Raw genomic sequence first — 23,402 nt, 5'->3', positions numbered from 1 at the left:
TTAATATTGATTTAAAATTTCAACAACAAAACTTACCTCATCATTTGTCAAAGCAGGACTCATTGGTAAACTCAAAACCTCATTATGTATTTTTTCAGTAATGGGAAAAAATAAATCATTCCAGTGTAAAAATGCTTTTTGTTTGTGTGGCGGAATCGGGTAGTGAATCATGGTCTGAATTCCGTTTTCTAACAAATAATTTTGCAATTCATTCCTGTTTTCAGTTCGGATAACAAACAAATGGAAGACGTGATTGTGAGAGAAATCCCAAAATGGCAAAATTATTTTATTATTTTTAATTTCGGTTAAATAACGTCTGGCAACTTCACGTCGTTTTTGATTATCTTCATTTAAATTAGGCAATTTCAGATTTAAAAATGCTGCCTGTAATTCATCTAATCGTGAATTCACGCCTACAAACTCGTTATGGTATTTTTTTGACAACCATAATTTCGAAGAGAAAAAAGCACTTTTGCCAACTCAGGATCATTTGTAGTAATTGCGCCTCCATCTCCTAAAGCACCTAAATTTTTTCCCGGGTAAAAACTATACGCTACGCTAGACTGCTTGTTTTTGATTGCTGATTTTTGATTGCTGATTGCCCCGTGTGCCTGAGCCGCATCTTCAATAACGACTAAATTATTTTGAACGGCAATTGCATGAATTTGATTCATTTCTGCCAATTGCCCATAGAGATGAACCACTAAAATAGCTTTTGTTTTTGAAGTAATTTTTTCTAAAATTAAATCCGGGTTGATATTGTACGTTTCTAATTTAGGTTCAATTAAAACCGGAATCAACCCTGCTTCTAAAATGGCTAAAATACTGGCAACAAAAGTATTTGCCGGAACAATAACCTCATCTCCTTTTTGAAGTTTGCCTAATTGAATATAACCTTTAAAAATAAGAACCAAAGCATCGAATCCGTTACCAACACCTATACAATATTTTGAATTACAATATTCGGCGAAAGCATTTTCAAATGTTTCTGTTTCTTTTCCTAAAATATACCAGCTATTTTCCAAAACTGATTTCAGTTTTTCCTGAAAATCACTTTCGTAAGACTCATTTATTTTTTTAGGTCTAGAAATTTTATCATTTAATACTCATTTTATAAAAATCCTGGTTAAAGACTGAACACCCTAACTCTTCTTTCTGTTTTAAAAGTCCAGCATTATAGCCTTTTTCGTTATTATCTACTACAATTCCCATGTCAAAAAAACATTTTCCTTCACTTTTATATTTTTCAATTAAATTAATGAATAAAAAATCCAGCGCTCTTACTTCTTCTCCTTTTTTTGTTGTAGCCCCATATTGCGACTTCACAATCTTTTCTGTCTCAAAGACAGTAATTCCGGCAATAATTTCACTTTCATTATAAATTGAAAATTGTCTAATATTTTCAGGAAAACTTTTCTTCAATAACGTAATTTCTTCTTTTGTATGAACAGGCCTTGCATTATGTTTTTCTGCTAATCTTGGCTCTAAAACTTTCTCCCAAAAAGGATACAGATTTTGTTCTTCAATAATTTTCAAATGAAGATTTTCGATTCTTCTGAAATGTTTCAATTTACTTTTGGATATTTCTAATGGAATTGTCAAATTCACTGCCAGATTCATTTCCTTTTTCTCTAACAAAGCGCCTTTCTTAATTAAAAAGAAATCTATTTCCTCATTCCCTTTCGAAAAATAAAAACCTGGAACTGGTTTATAGTAAAAAGTATCAATTGCATTTTTTTTTATAAAAAATAAAATTTCATCTAAAATCAATTCTACTTTTTCTGCTTTGAATTTAGAAGAAAACACTAACCCACCATAAGTCAGTCCCTGATGTGAATACAGCATTTTTTCTGATATATTAGCCGGCAAAACAGCAACGAGTTTTTCTCCTTCAAAAACCATTAGGGAATAATCCTCAAAACGATCTTTGTGATATTCCATAAAATCCCGATGAAAAAGAAACGTGGCATTTTTGGCCTGAGCAATAAAGTCATTCCATATTTTATAATCGTTTTCGGTATATTTTTTTACGGTATATTTATTCAATTTCTTTTTTATTTATGATCGAATGCCGGTAAATACCATTTGAATTTTACAGCTAGTAACCGAACCGAAATTATAACAACTGAAGTCGTTAAATATAAAATATCATTATCTAAATCTAAACTTCGCAATGCAAAAAATACAATTCCACCAAAAATACAAATCGTGGCATAAATTTCCCTTCTGAAAATGGTTGGGATTTCAGTACATAAAATATCCCGAATTACTCCGCCAAAACAAGCGGTCATTGTTCCTAATGCAATACAAATGACCGGATGCAGGCCAATTGTAATGCCTTTTTCAAGTCCGATTAAGGTAAAAACTCCCAAGCCGATGGTGTCAAATAAAAATAGTGAGGTACGGAGTTTGTCAAATTTTTTCCTGAAAAGAATTGCCAAAATAAACCCTAAAATAATTACATACACATATTTTAAATCCAGCATCCAGGTCACAGGAGTTCTTCCTATTAAAACATCACGAAGCGTTCCGCCACCGACTGCCGTAACAAAGGCAATGATAAAAACACCAAACGGATCCAGTTTTTTATGCATGGCCGTTAAAGCTCCTGACATTGCAAACGCCATTGTACCAATAATGTCTAAAAGGTTGAACATCATTATAAAGTTCTAAGATTTTGATTAGTTAAGTTTTAAAGATTATTTTTTTTTTAATTTGACATTGTCTCTGTCATTGATATTGTAATTTTACATATTCTGAGTATAGAAATTATAATCTTTCAAAACAGTACGGATAAAACCTGTGGGATCTCCAATGGACTGATTTTTGATTCCGGTGACATTTTCAATTTTATGAACTAATTTATAAATAATCTCATAATCATTTTTGGCTTCAGCCCTTAAAAATGTTTCCTTTATGATACGCATATCATTGTCTGACAATTTAATAACGAGAGGATAGGTTGGCACATAGGTTTCTTCTATTTCTTCTAAAATGGTATGGCTGATATTAATTTTATTTTTCAGGGTAATTACTGAAGTCCCTGCAACCATATCGCCAAGCCTCTGCCCTTTTTTACTTGAAACTACAGTAATGAGAGCTATAATTCCGTTAAAAATCGAAATATCTATCAATCTAAAAAACCATCTCATCAAATAGTCCCCAAATCCTGCCTGATATCCGTCAATTTTAACCACTTTTATTTTGTTCAGTTTTTTTCCTATCGTTTGTCCTTCAAAAATGCTTTCAAGAGTAAGCGAATAAATCATAACCGGGAAATAAAATCCTAAAAGAATTGTCCCCACAGACCACTGATCTAAATTTTTAAATAAAAGATCCAGATTGAGCCAATTGAAAAAAATCAGGTAAACCACTATCCCATAGGCTATTTTGATCACCAAATCGATAAAATAAGAACCAATTCGCTCGCCTGCAGAAGCGGCGATAAAATTTATTTTGACATTTTGTGTTGTGTTTATAGATAATTCTGACATATTTTATATTTTAGCCCTCAATGAGAGAAGTTGCATTCATAAAACAAAATAAAGAAAAATGGCTGGAATTTGAACTGGCTATTTTTGGTAAAGCTAAAAAAAATCCTGATGAGTTAGCTAATTTGTACATTCAAATGATGAATGACCTGTCGTATGCACAAACGTATTATCCAAAAAGTAAAACAGTAATTTACTTAAATCATCTGGCATCACAGATTTATCAAAAGATTTACAAAACCAAACGAGCTGAAAAAAACAGATTTTTTGAATTTTTTAAAACCGAAGTCCCTCTTCTGGTTTACGATTACAGGAGGTATTTGCTCTATGCATTTGTCCTGTTTTTTGCAACCGTTGCCATTGGTGTGATTTCGGCCAGATATGACCATGATTTTGTCCGTTTAATTTTAGGTGATGGTTATGTAAACATGACTTTGGACAACATCAAAAAGGGAAATCCAATGGCGGTTTACGGCTCAGGAAGCAACTGGGGAAGTTTTGTTGGAATTACCATGAACAACCTTTATGTAGGAGCCAGATGCTATATTTGGGGACTTTTTGGCGGAATTGGCACTTTTTATATTTCCTCTCAAAACGGCATTATGCTGGGCGCATTTCAATACTTTTTTTCGAACAAAATGTATTCTGGAAAAGTGTCCGCGGAATCTGGATTCATGGTGCTATGGAAATTTTTGCCATTGTAATTGAAACTGCTGCCGGATTCATCTTAGGAGCTTCTATTTTATTTCCTAAAACTTTTTCGAGAACAAATTCATTTAAAATAGGCTTTAAAAACAGTTTCAAAATCTTTCTAAGTACATTTCCTTTTACCATAAGTGCCGGATTTCTGGAAGGTTTTATTACACGATATTCTATTGATATGCCCAATTGGCTTAGCAGTTTTATTATCCTTTTTACATTGGGTATCATCTCTTTTTATTATTTGGTTTATCCTTTTATTGTTCACAAAAAAACACGACAGCTATCAGCCAAATTGAATTAACGATTTCCAATAATGAATAGAATTTTACTTCTTTTATCTTTTCTCTTTTGCTTCAATAACATGAGTGCGCAGGATACTTTGGTTAAAACTGAGCCTCCAAAAGTCGCGTCAGTAAAATATGCTGAGTCTGATATTTATGTCGATTCAGATACTATAGAGGCTAAAACATTTCCGAAAAATTTCAAAAAAAAATATACCGACAGTGATTTTGTTTACGAACAAAAAACACCTGAAAAAAATTGGTGGGATCATTTTAAAGAATGGCTTGCAGACGTCCTTAATGAAATTTTTACTTTTAAAAACCCGCAGGCATCACTTAATTTTGTAGCAATTTTACTTAAAATACTGGCCGTACTAATTGTGGTTTTTGTAATTTATCTGATTGTAAAGGCTCTGATCGGAAAGGAAGGAAAATGGATTTTCAGTAAGGAAGCGAAACAAAAAGTAGTTCATTACTCCGATATTGAAAAAAATATCCACCTTCTGGATTTCGAAAAACTCATTAAGGAATCTATTGAAAAAGGAGAAAAAAGAATTGCCATTCGATACTATTACTTATGGTTGTTAAAAGTAATGGCCAAAAATCGTTACATCGAATGGGATATTGAAAAAACCAATTCCGATTATTTAAACGAAATCAAAAACCCTGCTCATAAAGACGAATTCACCTATTTGTCATACGTGTATAACTATATTTGGTATGGCGAATTTGAAATTAACGAAAGAATGTTCGAAAAAGCAGAAAACCGTTTTAAAAATGCAATAAAAACCTTTAACCATGGGTAAATCGATTAAAATTTATATCGCTATTCTGGTTTTGGTTTTTGCCTTAATTTTAATAGCAGGTGGCAATTCTCCTAAAAAAATTGACTGGACTCCGACTTATTCTGTGAATGATAAAACTCCACTTGGATTGTATGTTTTCGATAAAGAAATTGACGGTCTTTTAAAAAAACAAAAGATTGAAAGAGTTTCCGCTTTAACCCCTTATGAGTTCCTCGATTCAAAATATGTTCCGGATACCGTTGTGGGCACGTATAAAATAAAGGGCACTTTTTTTAACATTACAGAATTTGCTGCCATTGATGATCAGTCAATGACGGAGCTTTTTTATTTTGTGTCACATGGAAACAATGCTTTTCTGAGCATGAAAACGTTCCCACAGCCACTTTTAGACAGCTTAAAAATTGACTTCAGAACCGATTTTCAATATTCTGACAGCACCTCAATTTGGCTTGCTAATAAAAATTTAGGGAACAAAAAGTTTCATTTAACTGAAGGCATGGGTTCATACTATTTTTCAAAAATTGATACTTTACAAACCACTGTTTTAGGTTATCAGGCGAATAAGGAAAATCAAAAAAGAATCAATTTCATTAAAGTACCGTATGTAAATGGGTACTTCTATTTACACACTCAGCCAGCCGCTTTTTCTAATTTCCATTTATTAAAAGACGATCATTATCAATATGCTCAAAGTGTCCTTTCTTACGTACCGCAAGGCGATATTTTTTGGTATACAAAAGGGCAAAACAGCGAATCAATCTCAGGTTCTCCGCTTCGTTATATTTTAAGTCAGCCTGCTTTAAAATGGGCTTTATACTTATCTTTAATCGGAATATTGATATTTATCCTTTTTAATGCCAAACGAAAACAAAGGATAGTCCCGATACTAAAACCATTACCTAATTTAACAGTTGATTTTACCAAAACCATCGGAAATTTATATTATCAGGAAGGTGATCATGATAATATTATTGATAAAAAAATCATTTATTTTCTGGAAAGGATCCGTAATGAATATTTGATGGACACATCTAAATTAGATGATGATTTCGTCAAAAAACTGCATCATAAGTCCGGAAAAAATGAAAATGACATCAGAGAACTTGTATTTTTAATCAACGAACACCGAAAAAGTTACCACGGAAGCCTTGAAGAAGATTTAATCCGGATCAATAATGCTATAGAGAAAGTTTTACATTAATATTTTAACTGAAATTCATCAAAAGAAAACATACCAAACATGGACGATATCAATACAACAGAAACAGAAATCACAAACGAAAATGTGAATTTTGAAACAAGGCTTAACTTAGCACCACTTTTAGACCACGTTAACAGTATCAAAAAAGAAATTGAAACCGTAATTGTTGGCCAGCACAAAATGATCGATCAATTACTGGTTGCTATTTTATCGAACGGACACGTTTTACTGGAAGGCGTTCCGGGAGTTGCCAAAACTATTACAGCCAAATTATTATCGAAAACACTTAATATTGGCTTTAGCCGAATTCAGTTTACACCAGATTTAATGCCTTCTGATATTTTAGGAACTTCGATTTTTAATTTGAAAAGCTCAGAATTTGAATTCAAGCAAGGGCCTATTTTTTCTAATCTGATTTTAATTGACGAGATCAATCGTGCACCTGCCAAAACGCAGGCAGCTCTTTTTGAGGTTATGGAAGAACGCCAGATAACTATTGACGGTTCTGCTTACCAGCTTGAAGCTCCTTTTTTGGTTATTGCTACACAAAATCCAATTGAACAGGAAGGTACTTACCGTTTGCCTGAAGCACAATTGGACCGTTTTTTATTCAAAATTTCGGTTGATTACCCAAAATTAGACGAAGAGATCGTGATTATTCAGAGAGAACATCTTTTGCAGGATCACGGAAAATTAGAGGCTATTAAAACTATTCTTTCTGCGGAAGAGATAAAACGATATCAGGCCCTGATAAAACAAATAAGAGTGGAACAGAATTTACTGGAGTACATTGCCCGAATTGTGGTAAACACAAGGGAAAATGCCTTTTTATATTTAGGAGCTTCGCCTCGTGCATCAATCGCTATTTTAAATGCTTCGAAAGGCTTTGCTGCTATTCGTGGACGAGATTTTGTAACTCCTGAAGATATTAAGGAAGCAGCAGTTCCTGTATTACAGCACCGTGTAATTGTTAGTCCGGAGCGCGAAATGGAAGGAATTACAAGTGCTGAAATCATCAAACAGATCATTGAAACAGTTGAAATTCCAAGGTAATTTGATTCGTACAATGTATTCAAAACCTTTTGATATCGTGAAGACCAGCATTTAAAAGATTTTGCAAACTTCGCATAACATGAAATTTTAAACCTGAAACAATAAAAAAGTGAAATTTATAAAAAGCCTATACCTTAACAACTTCTTTTTCTATGTCCTTTTAGGTATCATAGGACTATTCGTGTGTGCTTTTATTTTTCCGATAACATACAACGGAGTCTGGTTTCTTGTTTTGGTTTTAATCACTTTTCTGATGCTTGATGTTTTGCTTTTGTATGTAGCCCGAACCGGAATTGAAGCTTCAAGGGAAATGCCTGAAAAGCTTTCGAATGGTGACTTGAATCCTGTAAATATTTCGGTCCAAAACCATTACACTTTCCCAATTTCAATTAAAATCATTGATGAAATTCCGTTTCAGTTTCAGGTACGCGATTTCAAAATTGAAAGAACTGTTAAAGCAACTGCTCAGGATAAAGTTTCATACGATTTGCGTCCAACAGAACGAGGTGAATATTATTTTGGAAATTTAAACATTTACGTTTCATCTCCTTTGAAACTCATTTCCAGAAGATTTACTTTCGACAAAGATAAAATGGTTCCCACATATCCATCGTATATTCAATTAAGAAAGTATGATTTATTGGCTTTTTCGAATAACCTTTTCCAATACGGAATCAAGAAAATCCGTCGCATTGGACATACAATGGAGTTTGAGCAAATCAAAGAATATGTTCAGGGCGATGATCTTAGAACTTTAAACTGGAAAGCTACTGCAAAGAAAAACGCATTGATGGTCAACCAGTTTCAGGACGAAAAATCACAGTCGGTTTATCTCGCGATTGATAAAGGCCGTGTAATGCAAATGCCTTTTAACGGATTGAGTTTACTGGATTATGCTATTAATTCGACTTTGGTATTAGCTAATGTGATTCTGAAAAAGCAGGATAAAGCAGGGATTTTTGCTTTCTCTAAAAAGGTAGAAAACAGGGTTTTTGCTGAAAAAAGGGGGTCGCAGATGCAAAAAATACTGGAAACCTTATACAACATCAAAACCGATTTTTTTGAAAGTGATTACAGCCGTTTATATGTAGATGTAAAGAAAAACATCAATCAGCGCAGTCTGATTATTTTATACACCAATTTTGAAACTATGGACGGACTAAACCGCCAATTACCATATTTAAAAGGAATTGCAAAAAATCATTTATTGGTCGTTGTTTTCTTCAGTAATACAGAACTGAACGAAATCATCAATAAAAAAACCGATACCATCCAGGAAGTGTATGACAAAGTAATTGCAGAAAAATTCATGTTTGAAAAACGTCTGATTGCTAATGAACTGAAAAAATACGGAATCCATTCGGTTCTGACACAGCCTGAGAATCTGACTTTGGATGCCATTAATAAATATTTGGAGATTAAGTCGAGAGGGATTTTGTAGAGTTTATGAAATGTGTTACGAAAATGTAAAATGAGCATTATCAATAAATCAAGTTCATGATTAAAATTTAATAATCCTCAAAAATCTTTGAACCTTTGCGATGAACTTTGTAATTCAAAAAAGACATGAAAAAACTAGTTTCAATCGTATTAGTTTTCAGCAGTATTTTTGCTAATGCCCAAAAAACAGAAAATATCATAATCATAACGACAGACGGTTTTAGATGGCAGGAAGTTTTTAAAGGAGTGGATTCAGAAATTGCCAATGACAAAAAATTCAACCAAGGAGATAGTACCTACATTTATAAAAAGTATGCTGATTCAGACTTCAAAGAATCCCGAAAAAAAATAATGCCTTTTTTCTGGTCAGAAATTATTTCAAAAGGACAAATTTACGGCAATCGTGATTTAAAAAACAAAGTTGATGTAGCTAATCCATATTGGTTTAGTTATCCTGGATACAGTGAAATTATGACTGGAAATGTGGATCTTGAGGTAAACTCAAACAGCTACAAACCAAATCCGAATGTCAATGTATTAGAATTCCTGAACAAACAATCCAAATTAAAAGGAAAAATAGTGGCTTATGGCGCATGGGATGCTTTTGATAGAATTCTTAATGAAGAAAGAAGTGGTTTTGAGGTAATTTCTGCTTTTGATAAAGTTGGAGGTAGTAAGCCAACATCTTCACAAAAATTGTTAAATCAAATTCGGGACAATTCGTTTAAGCCGTTTCATCAAGATGAATGTATGGATGTCTTTACGCATTATCAAGCCATGGATGAACTTAAAACCAAGAAACCAAAAGTACTTTACATTGCCTATGGAGAAACAGATGAATGGGCGCATCATGGCGACTATCGCTCGTACCTTGACGCTGCAAATCAAGTAGACAAATGGATTCAGGAAATATGGACTTTTGTACAAAATGATTCACAATACAAAAATAAAACGACCCTGTTCATAACGGTCGATCATGGTCGTGGTGATACAATAAAAAAGCAATGGACAGACCACGGTTCTGAAATTTCGGGTGCATCAGAAATTTGGTTTGCTGCGATGGGGCCAGAAATTGATGCAAAAGGCGAAATGAAAACCGATTCACAATTTTACCAAAAACAATTCGCACAAACCATTGCTAAAATTATGGGATATACTTTCACAGCTGATCATCCTGTTACGAATGAAATTAAAGAAGTTTTTGAAAAATAATTGATTTCAATGAACAATAAAAATCCCTTGGTTAGATTATAATTCATAAAAATTTTAGCAGAACTTATACCATACCCTTTAAATTCATTTTAAGCACCGCAAAACTTTGCATCTTTCAAAAAAAATCTCTGTACCTTTGAACCTCGCAACTTTGAGTCTTAAAATAATGAAACAAATCACATCAGTCCAGAATCCGTTTATAAAATCGCTTGTTTTATTGCAGGAAAAAGCAAAAGCCCGCAAACAAACCGGCACATTTTTGATTGAAGGATTGCGTGAGATTTCATTAGCTCAAAAAGGAGGTTACGAAATAGAAACTGTTTTATTTTTACATGAATTGGTTACTGAAAATGAAATCTCTAAATTGGTAAAAGCACCTGTTCAGTTAATCGAAATCAATAAAGAAGTGTATCAGAAACTAGCGTATCGCGATACGACAGAAGGAATTTTGGCTGTAGCCAAAACCAAATCACTCCAATTATCAGATTTAAAGTTATCCGAAAACCCATTGATCCTGGTAGCCGAAGCTCCTGAAAAACCCGGAAATATTGGTGCTCTTTTGCGTACTGCCGATGCCGCCAGGCTGGATGCTGTTTTGATTGCCAATCCAAAAAGTGATTTATACAATCCGAATATCGTTCGCTCCAGTGTTGGCTGCTTATTTACCAATCAGATTGCAACTGGAACGACTGCAGAAATTATTACTTTTTTGAAGGAGAAAAAAATTGATTTTTACTGCGCTACATTACAAAATTCAACCTCCTATCATACACAGAATTTCACTACTCCAACCGCCTTGGTTGTCGGTACAGAAGCAACAGGACTAACTCAGGAATGGCGTGACGCTGCAACACAAAACATAATTATCCCGATGCAGGGCGAAATTGACAGCATGAATGTTTCCGTAGCTGCCGCTATTTTGATTTTTGAAGCTAAAAGACAAAGAGGTTTTTAGGTTGTGCCTGAAATTTAAGATTACATTGTATTACCTTATAAAAACCAATTCCCTAGCCCCGATAGCAATAAAAATCCTTTTTTGGCGGGGTTCGCCAAAAAAGATTGTAATGAATAGCGGGAATAGCTCCTTATAATTTCAAAACAATTAGACTTTATCGCAAAAAGAGCGTTAAATTTCAACAATCTTAAATCCTAAATCAGCAATCCATTCCCTTGCGTATATTTAAACAAATTCATATTTTTAAGGATTGAACCATGCCGCTATGACAGAAATAGATATTGAAAAAGAAAACAAAGCAATTGCACAAGAGTACAAAGAATTACTTCGAATCAGTTACCAGACTTTAACACCTACCGATAAAAAACTCATTCGGAAAGCTTTTGATGTTGCCGTTGATGCCCATAAAGAACAAAGGCGTAAATCCGGAGAAGCGTATATCTTTCATCCTATTGCAGTTGCGAAAATTGTAGCTTCCGAAATTGGTCTGGGAGCCACCTCTATTGCTGCGGCTTTATTGCACGATGTTGTCGAAGACACTCCAATTACTGTTGAAGATATTGAACGTTTATTTAATCCAAAAGTAGCGCAATTAGTCGAAGGACTAACGAAGATTTCTATGGTTCAAAAGGATCTGAATGCATCAATGCAGGCAGAGAATTTCCGCAAAATGATTTTGACACTAAACGACGATGTACGCGTTATCCTGATCAAATTGGCGGATCGTTTGCACAACATGCAGACCATGGATTCAATGGTGGAGTACAAACAAACCAAAATTGCTTCTGAAACTTTATACATTTATGCCCCTCTAGCCCATCGTTTAGGACTTTATAATATAAAAACCAAACTTGAAGATTTAGGCTTAAAATATACAGAACCTGCTGTTTATGAAGACATCGTAAGCAAAATAAGGGAAACCAAAGAAGAACAGGATGCCTACATCAAAGACATTTCGGATGTTTTGAAAAAATCACTTGATGCGGAAAATGTTGACTATATTATAAAAGGACGTCCAAAATCTATTTATTCGATTCGTCGAAAAATGCGTGCCCAAAATGTAAGCTTTGATGAAGTTTACGACAAATTTGCGTTACGAATTGTGTATAAATGTGATTCTCATGAAGAAAAGTTTATTGCATGGAAAATCTATTCCATCGTAACAGATCATTACAGACCAAGTCCTAGTCGTTTAAGAGACTGGATTTCATCTCCTAAATCAACTGGTTACGAAGCATTACACATAACTGTTATGGGACCTAAAGGACGTTGGGTTGAAGTACAGGTGCGAAGCGAAAGAATGGATGAAATTGCCGAAAAAGGATATGCCGCACATTACAAATACAAAAACGGTGCATCTGAAGAAAGCGGCCTTGACACCTGGCTGAATTTACTTCGCGAAGCTTTAGAAAATCCTGAAACAAATGCAGTTGATTTTGTGGAAGATTTTAAAATGAATCTCTATTCACAGGAAATCTTCGTTTTTACGCCAAAAGGAGAAATCAAATCATTGCCAAAAGGCGCAACTTCGCTTGATTTTGCTTTTAGTATTCACTCTGAAATCGGAATTAAAACCAGAGGAACCCGTGTAAACGGACGTTTGGTTCCCTTAAATCACGAATTAAAAAGTGGGGATCAGGTTGAAGTCATTACTTCTGCCAATCAAAAACCAACGGTAAACTGGCTTGATTATGTAACGACTTCGCGCGCAAAAAACAAAATCAAAAATGTCCTTAACGAGAACACCAAAAAAATTGCAGAAGAAGGAAAAGAATTACTTACCAGAAAATTAAGACATTTAAAAGTTACGCTTAATGAACAGGTTACAAATGAATTAGTCAACTTTTTCAAATTAAAAACAAGTTTAGATTTATTTTATCGAGTTGGAATTGGTGCTATCGAAAACCAGCAGTTAAAAGATTACGCAGCCCAAAAGAGTAATACTTTTATCAATTTCTTCAAAAATAAAATCAAAAGAACTAAAGATACAGCTGCAGAGGATATTCACAAACCGGTCATCAGCAGTAATTACGACATGCTGGTTTTTGGAACTGAGCATGACAAGCTCGACTATAAATTATCACAATGCTGTAACCCAATTCCGGGTGATGATGTTTTTGGATTTGTTACTATAAACGAAGGAATCAAAGTGCATAAAAAAGATTGTCCAAATGCCATTGGAATGCAGTCCAACTACGCTTACCGCATTATGAGCGCCAAATGGATTGACTCTTCTCAGGAAGAATTTAAAGCCATTATCAATATTACAGGAATGGATGTTTTGGGACTTACCAATCAGCTTACAAAAGTAATTTCTAACAACATGAGCGTAAATATTCAAAGTATTTCGCTTAGCACAGACGCCGGAATTTTTCATGGACAGGTGGCTGTAATTGTGAAAAACAACACCATCCTGAAAAAAATGATTAGTGCTATTAAAAAAATTGATGGTGTTGACAAAGTAACCAGAGAATACAGAACCTAACTTTTTAACGAGTCTATAGGGGTTTTATAACTAAACTTTAAACCCGAAACTTTTATTGATTAAAAATAAAAAATTATCTTTGCCGGATATGACACTCATTTCAACTGACAACACTAGAAATCAAGAAATTGTAAAAAATGTTTTTACAATGTATCTTGAACAAAAAGGGCATCGCAAAACTCCTGAGCGTTATGCTATACTTCAGGAAATTTATGACAGCGAGGAACATTTTGATATAGAAAACCTATACATCAAAATGAAAAACAAAAACTATCGTGTGAGCAGAGCTACATTATACAACACGATTGAGTTATTGTTAGACTGCGCATTGGTGAGAAAACATCAATTTGGGCAAAATCAGGCTTACTACGAAAAATCATATTTTGATAAACAGCATGATCATATTATCATGACTGATTCAGGAGAAGTAATTGAGTTTTGTGATCCAAGAATCCAGACCATCAAAAAAACAATCGAAGAAATATTTGATATTGAGATAACTAATCACTCGCTTTATTTCTACGGAAACAAAAAGCAGAGCTCAAATTCATAGTCTATTTAAGACTTTTCAAAAAACTAAAAAAGAAAAATTAACTACATAATCAGTAGGACAGTTTAGATTGTCCCAACGCAAATTAAAACAGAATGACCGTAGATTTATTACTAGGATTACAATGGGGAGACGAAGGTAAAGGAAAAATTGTTGACGTACTTACCTCAAATTATGATATTATTGCACGTTTTCAGGGAGGACCAAACGCAGGACATACATTAGAATTTGACGGAATTAAACACGTACTTAGAACCATTCCTTCAGGAATTTTCCATAAAGATTCAGTAAATATAATCGGAAATGGAGTTGTAATTGACCCTGTAGTTTTTCAAAAAGAAATCGAAGGTTTAGAAAAATTCAACCTTGACATTAAAAAGAAATTAATAATTTCAAGAAAAGCACATTTAATTTTACCAACACACCGCTTGCTTGATGCAGCTTCTGAAGCATCAAAAGGGAAAGCAAAAATTGGTTCTACTCTTAAAGGAATTGGACCAACTTACATGGACAAAACAGGCAGAAACGGTTTACGTGTTGGTGATATCGAATTAGAAGATTTCAAAGAACGTTACAGAGCTTTAGCAGACAAACATGAAGCAATGATTGCTTTTTATGATGTTGCTATTCAATATAATTTAGCTGAATTGGAAAAAGAATTCTTTGAAGCTATCGAAGAACTTAAAAAATTAGATTTCATAGACAGTGAAGAATACATGCACCAGGCTCAAAAAGCAGGAAAATCTATTCTTTGTGAAGGTGCTCAGGGATCTCTATTAGATGTTGATTTCGGAACTTACCCTTTCGTAACTTCATCCAATACAACTGCTGCCGGAGCTTGTACGGGTTTAGGAATTGCTCCTAACAAAATCAAAGAGGTTTACGGGATTTTCAAAGCTTATGTTACACGTGTAGGAAGCGGACCTTTCCCTACTGAACTTTTTGACGAAGTGGGCGCTACAATGGCAAGAGTTGGTAACGAATTTGGCTCTGTAACAGGAAGACAAAGACGTTGTGGATGGTTAGACTTAGTAGCTTTAAAATATGCTGTACAGGTAAATGGTGTTACTCAGTTAATGATGATGAAAGGTGACGTTCTCTCAGGATTCGAAACTTTAAAAGTTTGTACTGAATATAACTACAAAGGACAGAACATCTCTCACTTTCCATACAACATTGAACCAGAAAATGTGACTCCCGTTTATAAAGAATTTAAAGGCTGGAAACAAGATTTAACAGGATTGACAACTTACGATCAATTACCTATTGAGCTTAAAGAATATATTGAATTTATTGAAAAAGAAATCGAAGTGCCAATAAAAATTGTATCGGTTGGACCAGACAGAAAGCAAACAATAACAAAATAATACTTTTAAACGCTCTGATAATCAGGGCGTTTTTTTTGATATAAAAATTTATGAGAAAAAATCCTGAAATAGAAATAACAGAAACTAAATTATTATCCGATAACTGGTATGTATTAAACAAAGTTACTTTTAAATATAAAAAAGAAAATCAGCCTGTAGAATCACACATTCGTGAAGTATACGACCGAGGTAATGGGGCTGGAATATTGTTGTACAATTCATCTAAAAAAACAGTTATCCTGACAAGACAATTTCGATTACCAACTTATCTAAACGGAAATAAAACCGGAATGATGATAGAAGTCTGTGCAGGGCTTTTAGACAAAGAAAATGCAGAAAACGCTATTATTCGTGAAACGGAAGAAGAAACCGGATATCGTTTAAGCAAAGTGCAGAAAGTTATTGAAACGTATATGTCCCCTGGTTCTGTAACGGAAATTTTATATCTTTTTGTCGGTGAATATGATGAAAACATGAAGGTAAGCGAAGGAGGCGGACTAGATGCTGAACAGGAAAACATAGAAGTCTTAGAATTTACTTTTGACGAAGCCTATGCGATGATTGAGTCCGGAGAGATTACCGATGCCAAAACTATTATGCTACTGCAGTATGCTAAAATAAAAGAGTTGATTTAAGATTTTTTTATTTAGTTTTTAATAATTTCATCAAACGTAAACTAAATAAAATCATTTAAAAACTGGAAAACCTATACAAAAGCAGTCCTATTCATTTTATAATGATGAATAAGATTGCTTTTTTTTGATGTTTATAAACATCCAATCATAGACAGTGACTGACTAATACGCATTCTGAGTTCATAATGAAAATCCAATAAATAATCATAAAAATTCTATAACGTGAGCTGATGTTAAAAATAGAACTTTACCATAATCAAAAATACCAATATTATGAAGAAGTTATATTACTTGGCAAATGCATTACTTTTATTGATTTTAGCTTTAATGGTTTCTTGCAAAAAAAGCGATACTATTACAATAACTGAAAATAAAAAACCTAAAAAAACTGTTGAATACAAAAAACCGGAATCTACTGTTTTGTATCAGTTTACTAAATCTAAAGAATGGTTGAAAGCCAATGAAGCCGATAGTATTAAAATGAATATTATCTATGCTTTGAACAGAGCTGATAAAACAAACCTTAAAAAACTGGATTCACTTATCGTTCCTTCAGATTTCAGTGGTGATTTGGTTTATTACCTTCCATTTCCTTTACATGTGAATGCATTAGAAGGTGTTTCAAAAATCATTATTTTCTCTTATCCAACGCAAACTTTTGCAGCTTATGAAAATGGTGAATTAGTTCGCACAGGTCCAACTAATATGGGAAGAAAGGCAGACCAAACTCCAACAGGATTATTTTTCACGAATTGGAAAGCGGAAAAAACGACCAGTACTTTTAATGACGAATGGGAACTTAAATGGAATTTCAACATTGAAAACAAACTGGGAGTTGGTTTTCATCAATATGAATTGCCTGGATATCCTGCTTCACATTCCTGTTTGCGTTTATTAGAAAAAGACGCTAAATATCTTTATAAATTCGCAGATGAATGGATATTAAAAGACAAAGAGAACGTAAAAGTGAAAGGAACCCCTGTAATTGTTTTTGGAAGTTATGATTTTGACGGATCTAAACCATGGTTTCAGTTAACAACTGATCCTAAAGCGTTAAATATTTCTGAAGCTGAAATTGAAAAGCAGATAAAACCTTTTATTCAGCAAATTTTAGAAAATCAAACTTTAAGTGAAACAGAGAAAAATACAGCTTCACTATAGCGTTTTTAAAATACGTCTTTATTAATTTCTTATTTTCGTTTAACAATTTTCTTCTTAAACAGAATTTTAAAATTAAAATAAATATATAATGTCGAAAAAATTAATTCTATTATTCTTTCTATCCTGTCTTTTTGCAATGGGACAGAGTAAAAATTCAAAATTAGATTCTTATATCAGCCGAAAAGGAATTTATGAAATAAAATACAATCCCGAAAAATGGATTCGAACAGAGTCATCAGATTGGGATGTACAGTTTCATGACAAATACAATTTGGTGAATGTTTATTTTATCGAGTATGATTATTTCATTACAGATAAAAAACTAAAAAGTACAATTGAGGACGAATACAAAGAGTTTGGTAAAATCAAAAATCTTAAAATCACTAAAAAGAAGATAAATGATTTAATGGTAAATTACTTTGAATGTGAATTAGATTACAATGATACATTATATAAATACCAGGGGTTTGTTTATAACGGGAAAGGCGGTTCTATACAAATGCAGTTTGGAGCTCAGGCTGAAGCGATAGAACAAAATCAGAATATAATAGATGAACTAAATAATGGAATTTCAATCATTAAGTAAAGAGAAAAAGGCGTAAGAATTTGAAATCTCACGCCTTTTTTTATATCAAAAAACTAAATTATCTGGAATAATTTGGAGCTTCTTTTGTAATGGTTACGTTGTGTGGATGACTTTCATTAATCCCACTTGATGTGATTCTTACGAAGCGTCCTGTTTCCTGTAACGTTGGAATATCTTTTGATCCGCAATATCCCATTCCGGCACGAAGACCTCCAATGAACTGCAGCATGCTTTCGTTTAATTCTCCTTTGTAAGGAACACGACCTACAATTCCTTCCGGAACTAATTTTTTAACATCATCTTCAACATCCTGAAAATATCGGTCTTTAGAACCTGTCTGCATGGCTTCAACAGAGCCCATTCCGCGGTATGATTTGAATTTTCTTCCTTCGAAGATGATCGTTTCACCCGGTGATTCTTTTGTTCCTGCTAATAATGAACCTAACATTACGCAATCAGCACCGGCTGCGATAGCTTTAGGAATATCTCCTGTATAACGGATTCCACCATCCGCAATAACCGGAACTCCGGTTCCTTTGATAGCGGCAGCTACTTCAAGAACTGCTGAAAACTGCGGGAAACCAACACCTGCAACAATACGGGTTGTACAAATAGAACCAGGTCCAATTCCTACTTTTACACCATCAGCACCGTTTTCAACTAAATATTTAGCTGCTTCGGGAGTTGCGATGTTTCCAACAATAACATCTATTTGCGGGAATTTTGATTTTACTTCTTTTAATGTATTTACAACACCTTCAGTATGTCCATGAGCTGTATCAATTATGATTGCGTCTACACCAGCCGCAACTAATGCAGCTGCTCTTTCTACAGCATCACCGGTTACCCCGATAGCAGCGGCAACTCTCAAACGACCAAATGTATCTTTATTAGCAATTGGTTTTTGCGTCAGTTTTGTTATATCCCTAAAGGTAATTAAACCAACTAATTCGTTTTTAGCATTTACAACCGGCAATTTTTCGATTTTATGTCCCTGCAAAACAACTTCAGCCTGCTCCAATGAAGTTCCTTCAGCAACAGTAACAAGATTCGTACTTGTCATAACCTCTTCGATAGGTCTTGAGCTGTTTTTTTCGAAACGCAGGTCACGGTTGGTAACGATTCCTTTGAGGATTCTGTTTTCGTCAACGATTGGGATACCTCCAATTCCGAATTCTTTCATGGCAGCTTTTGCATCTGCAATTGTTGAATTCATTGGCAATGTTACCGGGTCTAAGATCATTCCTGCCTCAGCACGCTTCACTTTTCTAACCTTAGCAGCTTGCTGCTCAATGGTCATATTTTTATGTAAAACTCCAATTCCGCCCTCCTGCGCCATAGCGATTGCCATTGCACTTTCAGTTACTGTATCCATAGCAGCAGATACGATTGGAACGTTTAATGTGATATTTCTTGAAAATTTTGATTTGATACTCACTTCGCGTGGAAGCACATTAGAGTAGTTTGGTACTAATAGTACATCATCGTAAGTTAAACCTTCGCCGATGATCTTAGAGTTGTGTGCTATCATGTTGCAATTTCTAGTTGAATTGCGTGCAAATATAGTGAAAAAATTAGAAACTTGTTCATTAACTTATTCAGATTTTTTTTTGACTCTAAAAGAAATCGCTGTCCCGATACCTCAGCCCGGATCAAAATGAAAAGCCACGAAAGGTAAAAACACCATTTTTTCCTGGCTTTAAAAAGCGACCGGCGGAAGCTCTTTTAAAACCTTGGAAAAAAGTGTTTTTACCCGAGTGCTTGTAATGGAGAGCCGGAATAGCTGCTTAATACATTTGAAAAATCAATTGCAGTATCAATGACAATATCAATGGCAAAATTTAGTATCAAGTCCAAATTTTAAATTCCACAATTAAAAATTTAATCTTCTTATGTATTCTTGGCAATAAAATCATATTTAATGGAATTTACCGAATAGTTTTGAGGCTTCATTATAGGCACTTTCAAAACTTAAGGAATTTAAGCCAGTTATTTTTTTATTGGCTGTAAAATATGAAATGAGTTTTTCTGTAGGCATATTTCCGGTAAGTTGATCCGTTGCCATAGGACATCCCCCAAATCCCTGAATGGCACCGTCAAAACGCGTACAGCCGGCCTTGTGTGCAGCATCTATTTTTTCGAACCAGCTATTTGGAGTTGTATGTAAGTGCGCTCCGAACTCGATTTGAGGGTATTTCGGAATTAAATTCGAAAAAAGATAGGTTATTACCTCAGGCGTTGATGTCCCGACAGTATCAGAAAGCGATAATATTTTCACTCCCATTTCAGACAATTTTTCTGTCCATTCGCTCACAATCTCAACATTCCATGGATCTCCGTATGGATTTCCGAACCCCATGGAAAGATAAGTTACGACTTCTTTGTTTTTTTTGTCAGCGATTTCAAAGATTTCCTGCAGTGTAATTAAGGATTGGGCAATTGTTTTATGCGTATTTCGCATCTGAAAATTCTCTGAAATCGAAAAAGGAAATCCCAAATACTGAATAGCTTCATGTTCTGCAGCAGTTTCCGCCCCTTGTGTATTCGCTATAATGGCCAAAAGTTTACTTGTTGTCTGAGATAAATCCAGCTGTGACAAAACCTCTGCCGTGTCCTGCATTTGCGGAATCGCTTTGGAAGATACAAAACTTCCAAAATCTATCGTATCAAAACCTACTCTTAGCAAGGCCTGCAAATAAGAAACCTTATTTTTAGTAGGAATAAAAGTTTTGATACCCTGCATGGCATCACGTGGACATTCGATGATTTTGATTTCCTTATTCAAAGCTTATTCTTTTGTAAAGGCTAAGTTAGTTTGTTTTTTAAAGAAATAAAAATTAACTATTTCCTGATTTTTTTGAACCATACAAATGATAGTATCATAATAGTGTATCCATTTGAAATTACGCAATATTGTAATAATCGTCATTATTATCGAATATCGTAATATGTACGAACATTACCTAAATCTGTAATAACACCAGACATTACCCATATCTGTAATAAATAAAAATATTACCTAAAAACGTAATAATAAAGAATATTACTTATATTTATAATAGAAAGTTTATAATTTTAATTATATTTGATTATGACTAGTATAATTACAGGCGATATAATTGATTCTAGACAACAAGAATCAGAACATTGGGTAGAAGATTTAAAAAAAATCTTAGCTCCCCTTGGCGAAACACCAGGTCAATGGGAGGTTTACAGGGGAGATGAATTTCAGATCGAAGTAAAAAATCCTGAAGAAGCTTTATTAACTGCTATTTTAATAAAGGCCCATTTAAGAGCGATAAAATCTGATGCACGGATGAGTATTGGTTTTGGTGATAAAAGCCACGATGCCGAAAAAATATCCGAAAGTAATGGCTCCGCTTTTATTAATTCAGGAGAGCTTTTTGAAACTTTGAAAAAACAAAAAGTCACTTTGGCTATGCGAACCGGCATTGATGAAATAGATGAAAAGCTAAATCTAATGATACAACTGGCACTGACTTTTATGGACAGCTGGCTCGTACAATCGGCTGAATTTGTAGCTATCGCAATAGAAAACCCTACTTTATCACAGGAAGAATTAGGTCAAAAATTAGGCATTAATCAGGCCGCAGTAAGCAGAAGACAAAAACGTGCACAATTTGATTTGGTTATGAATTTAGACCGCTATTTTAGAAAACAAATAAAACAACTTACTGCATTATGATTTTGTTTATTAAACTGCTTTTGGCGCATTTGTTAGGCGATTTTATCTGGCAGCCGAATTCATGGGTAATACATAAGGAAGCCAATAAGCATAAAAGTATTTATTTATACCTGCATATTTTACTTCACGGATTTTTGGCTGCAATAGTAGTTGGAGAAATCAGTTTTATACCTTACGCTGTTTTGATTGCCATTACACATGGTATAGTAGATCTAATTAAACTGAACTTTCAGAAAAACAAAACCAAACGTACCTGGTTTGTTGTCGATCAAATTGCTCATCTATTAATTCTGATTGGTGTCGTACTACTTTATCAAAACTACAACTTAACTTTTACTGGGTTTAATAATAGATTCTGGATTCTGATAACCGGGATTATATTAGTAACTAAACCAACTTCCATTTTCATAAAAACCATTATTTCGATCTGGAGCCCAGAAAGTCAAAACAGTCATCAAGACAATTCGCTTGCCAATGCAGGCAATTACATTGGTATTTTAGAACGTCTATTTGTAGTTTGCTTTATTTTAACCGGACACTTCGAAGCCATTGGTTTTTTACTTGCCGCTAAATCTATTTTCAGGTTTGGAGATTTAAAAGAAGCTAAAGACAGAAAACTTACCGAATATGTGATGATTGGTACATTAATCAGTTTTGGAATCGCAATACTAATCGGTTTAATTATACAATCACTACTTTTGCAACTGTTGTAAAACTTTTTTATTGATTGCTTTTATTAACGCCGGACCTTCGTAAATAAATCCGGTATACAATTGTACTAAACTAGCTCCCGCATTCAGCTTTTCGATAGCATCATCTGCAGAATGAATTCCTCCAACTCCAATAATCGGGAATGCTTTGTTGCTTTTTTCAGAAAGAAATTGAATCACTTCTGTCGAACGTTTTGTTAATGGTTTTCCGGATAAACCACCTATTTCAGTTTGATTGGCAGATTTCAAACCTTCTCTTGAAATTGTTGTATTTGTCGCAATTACACCCGCAATCTGAGTTGTTTTTACAATATCAATAATATCCAATAATTGTTCATCTGTTAAGTCCGGAGCAATTTTTAAAAGAATTGGTTTTACTTTTTGAGTACTTGTTTTTTGCTTTTCAATATTTCTGTTTTGCAATGTCTGAAGCAAGGCTGTTAAAGGTTCTTTATCTTGCAAAGCCCTTAAGTTTGGAGTGTTTGGTGAACTTACATTCACTACAAAATAATCTACATGATCAAATAATGCATCAAAACAGATGATATAATCCTTAACAGCATCTTCATTATCGGTCACTTTATTTTTTCCGATGTTCCCTCCAATCAAAACTCCAGAATTCTTTTTCAGGCGTTCAACAGCTTCAAGAACTCCACCATTATTGAAACCCATTCGGTTGATAATTGCCTGGTCTTCTTTCAATCTGAATAAGCGTTTCTTTGGATTTCCTTCCTGACCAACCGGAGTAACAGTTCCGATTTCAATAAAACCAAAACCAAAATCTCCAAGTTCTTTATAAAGCTTAGCATCTTTATCAAATCCTGCGGCAAGTCCAACCGGATTTTTGAATTTAATTCCGAAAACTTCTCTTTCTAATCGGGCATCTTTTACTTCGTAAATTGATCTGATAATTGATGAAACTCCCGGAATTTTTGAAATGAATTTTACAAATGAAAAAGTAAAGTAATGAACTTCTTCGGGATCAAAACAAAAAAGTATCGGGCGGATTATCAATTTATACATAAAAGTCTGGTGTTATTTTTTGCATGCAAATTTAAATA

The 23,402-nt window shown here is 34.0% G+C and carries 20 protein-coding genes and 2 pseudogenes; 15 read left to right on the top strand and 7 right to left on the bottom strand.

Annotated features, from left to right (window positions below):
• From P5P89_RS15140 to P5P89_RS15125, 4 genes and pseudogenes are all read right to left on the bottom strand, one after another.
• Nucleotides 1-1,099, bottom strand: a pseudogene (locus tag P5P89_RS15140) (DegT/DnrJ/EryC1/StrS family aminotransferase).
• Nucleotides 1,096-2,046: a FemAB family protein gene (locus P5P89_RS15135; RefSeq protein ID WP_278009087.1), complete on the bottom strand. Its 951-nt coding sequence runs from the start codon at nucleotides 2,044-2,046 to the stop codon at nucleotides 1,096-1,098. Before P5P89_RS15135 ends, P5P89_RS15140 begins: the two are co-directional and overlap by 4 nt.
• An 8-nt stretch (nucleotides 2,047-2,054) precedes the next feature.
• Nucleotides 2,055-2,657 carry a trimeric intracellular cation channel family protein gene (locus tag P5P89_RS15130; RefSeq protein ID WP_278012025.1) on the bottom strand — a complete coding sequence of 201 codons (603 nt, stop codon included), beginning with the start codon at nucleotides 2,655-2,657 and terminating at the stop codon, nucleotides 2,055-2,057.
• Nucleotides 2,658-2,747: 90 nt separating this feature from the next.
• A complete protein-coding gene (locus P5P89_RS15125) occupies nucleotides 2,748-3,494 on the bottom strand; it encodes an RDD family protein (RefSeq protein ID WP_278009086.1) in 747 nt (248 codons plus the stop codon).
• Between the two features lie 20 nt (nucleotides 3,495-3,514).
• Here P5P89_RS15125 and P5P89_RS15120 point away from each other — a divergent pair.
• The 13 genes and pseudogenes from P5P89_RS15120 to P5P89_RS15060 all read left to right on the top strand — a co-directional run bounded on the left by P5P89_RS15120 (nucleotide 3,515) and on the right by P5P89_RS15060 (nucleotide 17,925).
• Nucleotides 3,515-4,494: pseudogene (locus tag P5P89_RS15120) on the top strand (stage II sporulation protein M).
• Between the two features lie 60 nt (nucleotides 4,495-4,554).
• Nucleotides 4,555-5,280 (top strand): DUF4129 domain-containing protein, encoded by a 726-nt coding sequence (locus tag P5P89_RS15115; protein ID WP_278009085.1) that lies wholly within the window; start codon nucleotides 4,555-4,557, stop codon nucleotides 5,278-5,280.
• The gene (locus tag P5P89_RS15110) at nucleotides 5,273-6,481 is read left to right on the top strand and encodes a DUF4350 domain-containing protein (RefSeq protein ID WP_278009084.1); all 1,209 of its coding nucleotides are present in this window, start codon (nucleotides 5,273-5,275) and stop codon (nucleotides 6,479-6,481) included. Before P5P89_RS15115 ends, P5P89_RS15110 begins: the two co-directional genes overlap by 8 nt.
• A 39-nt stretch (nucleotides 6,482-6,520) precedes the next feature.
• Nucleotides 6,521-7,534, top strand: a complete 1,014-nt coding sequence (locus tag P5P89_RS15105; protein ID WP_278009083.1) for an AAA family ATPase — start codon at nucleotides 6,521-6,523, stop codon at nucleotides 7,532-7,534.
• A gap of 109 nt (nucleotides 7,535-7,643) precedes the next feature.
• Nucleotides 7,644-8,975 carry a DUF58 domain-containing protein gene (locus P5P89_RS15100; RefSeq protein ID WP_278009082.1) on the top strand — a complete coding sequence of 444 codons (1,332 nt, stop codon included), beginning with the start codon at nucleotides 7,644-7,646 and terminating at the stop codon, nucleotides 8,973-8,975.
• A 125-nt stretch (nucleotides 8,976-9,100) separates the two neighbouring features.
• Entirely contained in the window at nucleotides 9,101-10,186 is a 1,086-nt protein-coding gene (locus tag P5P89_RS15095) for a phosphoglyceromutase (protein WP_278009081.1), read from the top strand.
• 166 nt (nucleotides 10,187-10,352) lie between these two features.
• Nucleotides 10,353-11,141: a TrmH family RNA methyltransferase gene (locus P5P89_RS15090; protein WP_278009080.1), complete on the top strand. Its 789-nt coding sequence runs from the start codon at nucleotides 10,353-10,355 to the stop codon at nucleotides 11,139-11,141.
• Between the two features lie 265 nt (nucleotides 11,142-11,406).
• On the top strand, nucleotides 11,407-13,626 hold the full coding sequence (locus P5P89_RS15085; RefSeq protein WP_278009079.1) for a RelA/SpoT family protein: 2,220 nt from the start codon (nucleotides 11,407-11,409) through the stop codon (nucleotides 13,624-13,626).
• Nucleotides 13,627-13,714: 88 nt separating this feature from the next.
• Nucleotides 13,715-14,179 (top strand): Fur family transcriptional regulator, encoded by a 465-nt coding sequence (locus P5P89_RS15080; RefSeq protein WP_113677966.1) that lies wholly within the window; start codon nucleotides 13,715-13,717, stop codon nucleotides 14,177-14,179.
• Between the two features lie 92 nt (nucleotides 14,180-14,271).
• Entirely contained in the window at nucleotides 14,272-15,543 is a 1,272-nt protein-coding gene (locus tag P5P89_RS15075) for an adenylosuccinate synthase (RefSeq protein WP_278009078.1), read from the top strand.
• Between the two features lie 50 nt (nucleotides 15,544-15,593).
• On the top strand, nucleotides 15,594-16,178 hold the full coding sequence (locus P5P89_RS15070; protein WP_278009077.1) for an NUDIX domain-containing protein: 585 nt from the start codon (nucleotides 15,594-15,596) through the stop codon (nucleotides 16,176-16,178).
• A 273-nt stretch (nucleotides 16,179-16,451) separates the two neighbouring features.
• Entirely contained in the window at nucleotides 16,452-17,339 is an 888-nt protein-coding gene (locus tag P5P89_RS15065) for a L,D-transpeptidase (protein WP_278009076.1), read from the top strand.
• Nucleotides 17,340-17,427: 88 nt separating this feature from the next.
• A complete protein-coding gene (locus P5P89_RS15060; protein ID WP_278009075.1) occupies nucleotides 17,428-17,925 on the top strand; it encodes a hypothetical protein in 498 nt (165 codons plus the stop codon).
• Between the two features lie 58 nt (nucleotides 17,926-17,983).
• On the opposite strand, the gene guaB is transcribed toward P5P89_RS15060, so the two are convergent.
• Both guaB and P5P89_RS15050 read right to left on the bottom strand, forming a co-directional pair.
• Entirely contained in the window at nucleotides 17,984-19,456 is a 1,473-nt protein-coding gene (guaB, locus tag P5P89_RS15055) for an IMP dehydrogenase (protein ID WP_269235130.1), read from the bottom strand.
• A gap of 387 nt (nucleotides 19,457-19,843) precedes the next feature.
• Nucleotides 19,844-20,710 (bottom strand): beta/alpha barrel domain-containing protein, encoded by an 867-nt coding sequence (locus P5P89_RS15050; RefSeq protein ID WP_278009074.1) that lies wholly within the window; start codon nucleotides 20,708-20,710, stop codon nucleotides 19,844-19,846.
• Nucleotides 20,711-21,016: 306 nt separating this feature from the next.
• On the opposite strand from P5P89_RS15050, the gene P5P89_RS15045 reads away from it, so the two are divergent.
• Together P5P89_RS15045 and P5P89_RS15040 are read left to right on the top strand one after the other, a co-directional pair.
• A complete protein-coding gene (locus P5P89_RS15045; protein WP_278009073.1) occupies nucleotides 21,017-21,631 on the top strand; it encodes a hypothetical protein in 615 nt (204 codons plus the stop codon).
• Nucleotides 21,628-22,344, top strand: coding sequence for a DUF3307 domain-containing protein (locus P5P89_RS15040; RefSeq protein WP_278009072.1), 717 nt, complete (start codon nucleotides 21,628-21,630; stop codon nucleotides 22,342-22,344). Before P5P89_RS15045 ends, P5P89_RS15040 begins: the two co-directional genes overlap by 4 nt.
• Here P5P89_RS15040 and P5P89_RS15035 read toward each other — a convergent pair.
• Nucleotides 22,324-23,364, bottom strand: coding sequence for a quinone-dependent dihydroorotate dehydrogenase (locus tag P5P89_RS15035; RefSeq protein ID WP_278009071.1), 1,041 nt, complete (start codon nucleotides 23,362-23,364; stop codon nucleotides 22,324-22,326). The two genes, P5P89_RS15040 and P5P89_RS15035, sit on opposite strands and share 21 nt — an antisense overlap.
• Nucleotides 23,365-23,402 lie beyond the last annotated feature (38 nt).

Source organism: Flavobacterium gyeonganense (assembly GCF_029625295.1).
Taxonomy (GTDB): domain Bacteria; phylum Bacteroidota; class Bacteroidia; order Flavobacteriales; family Flavobacteriaceae; genus Flavobacterium; species Flavobacterium gyeonganense.
Note: the sequence above shows the minus strand (reverse complement) of the source record. Positions and strands in the feature narration are given on the sequence as shown.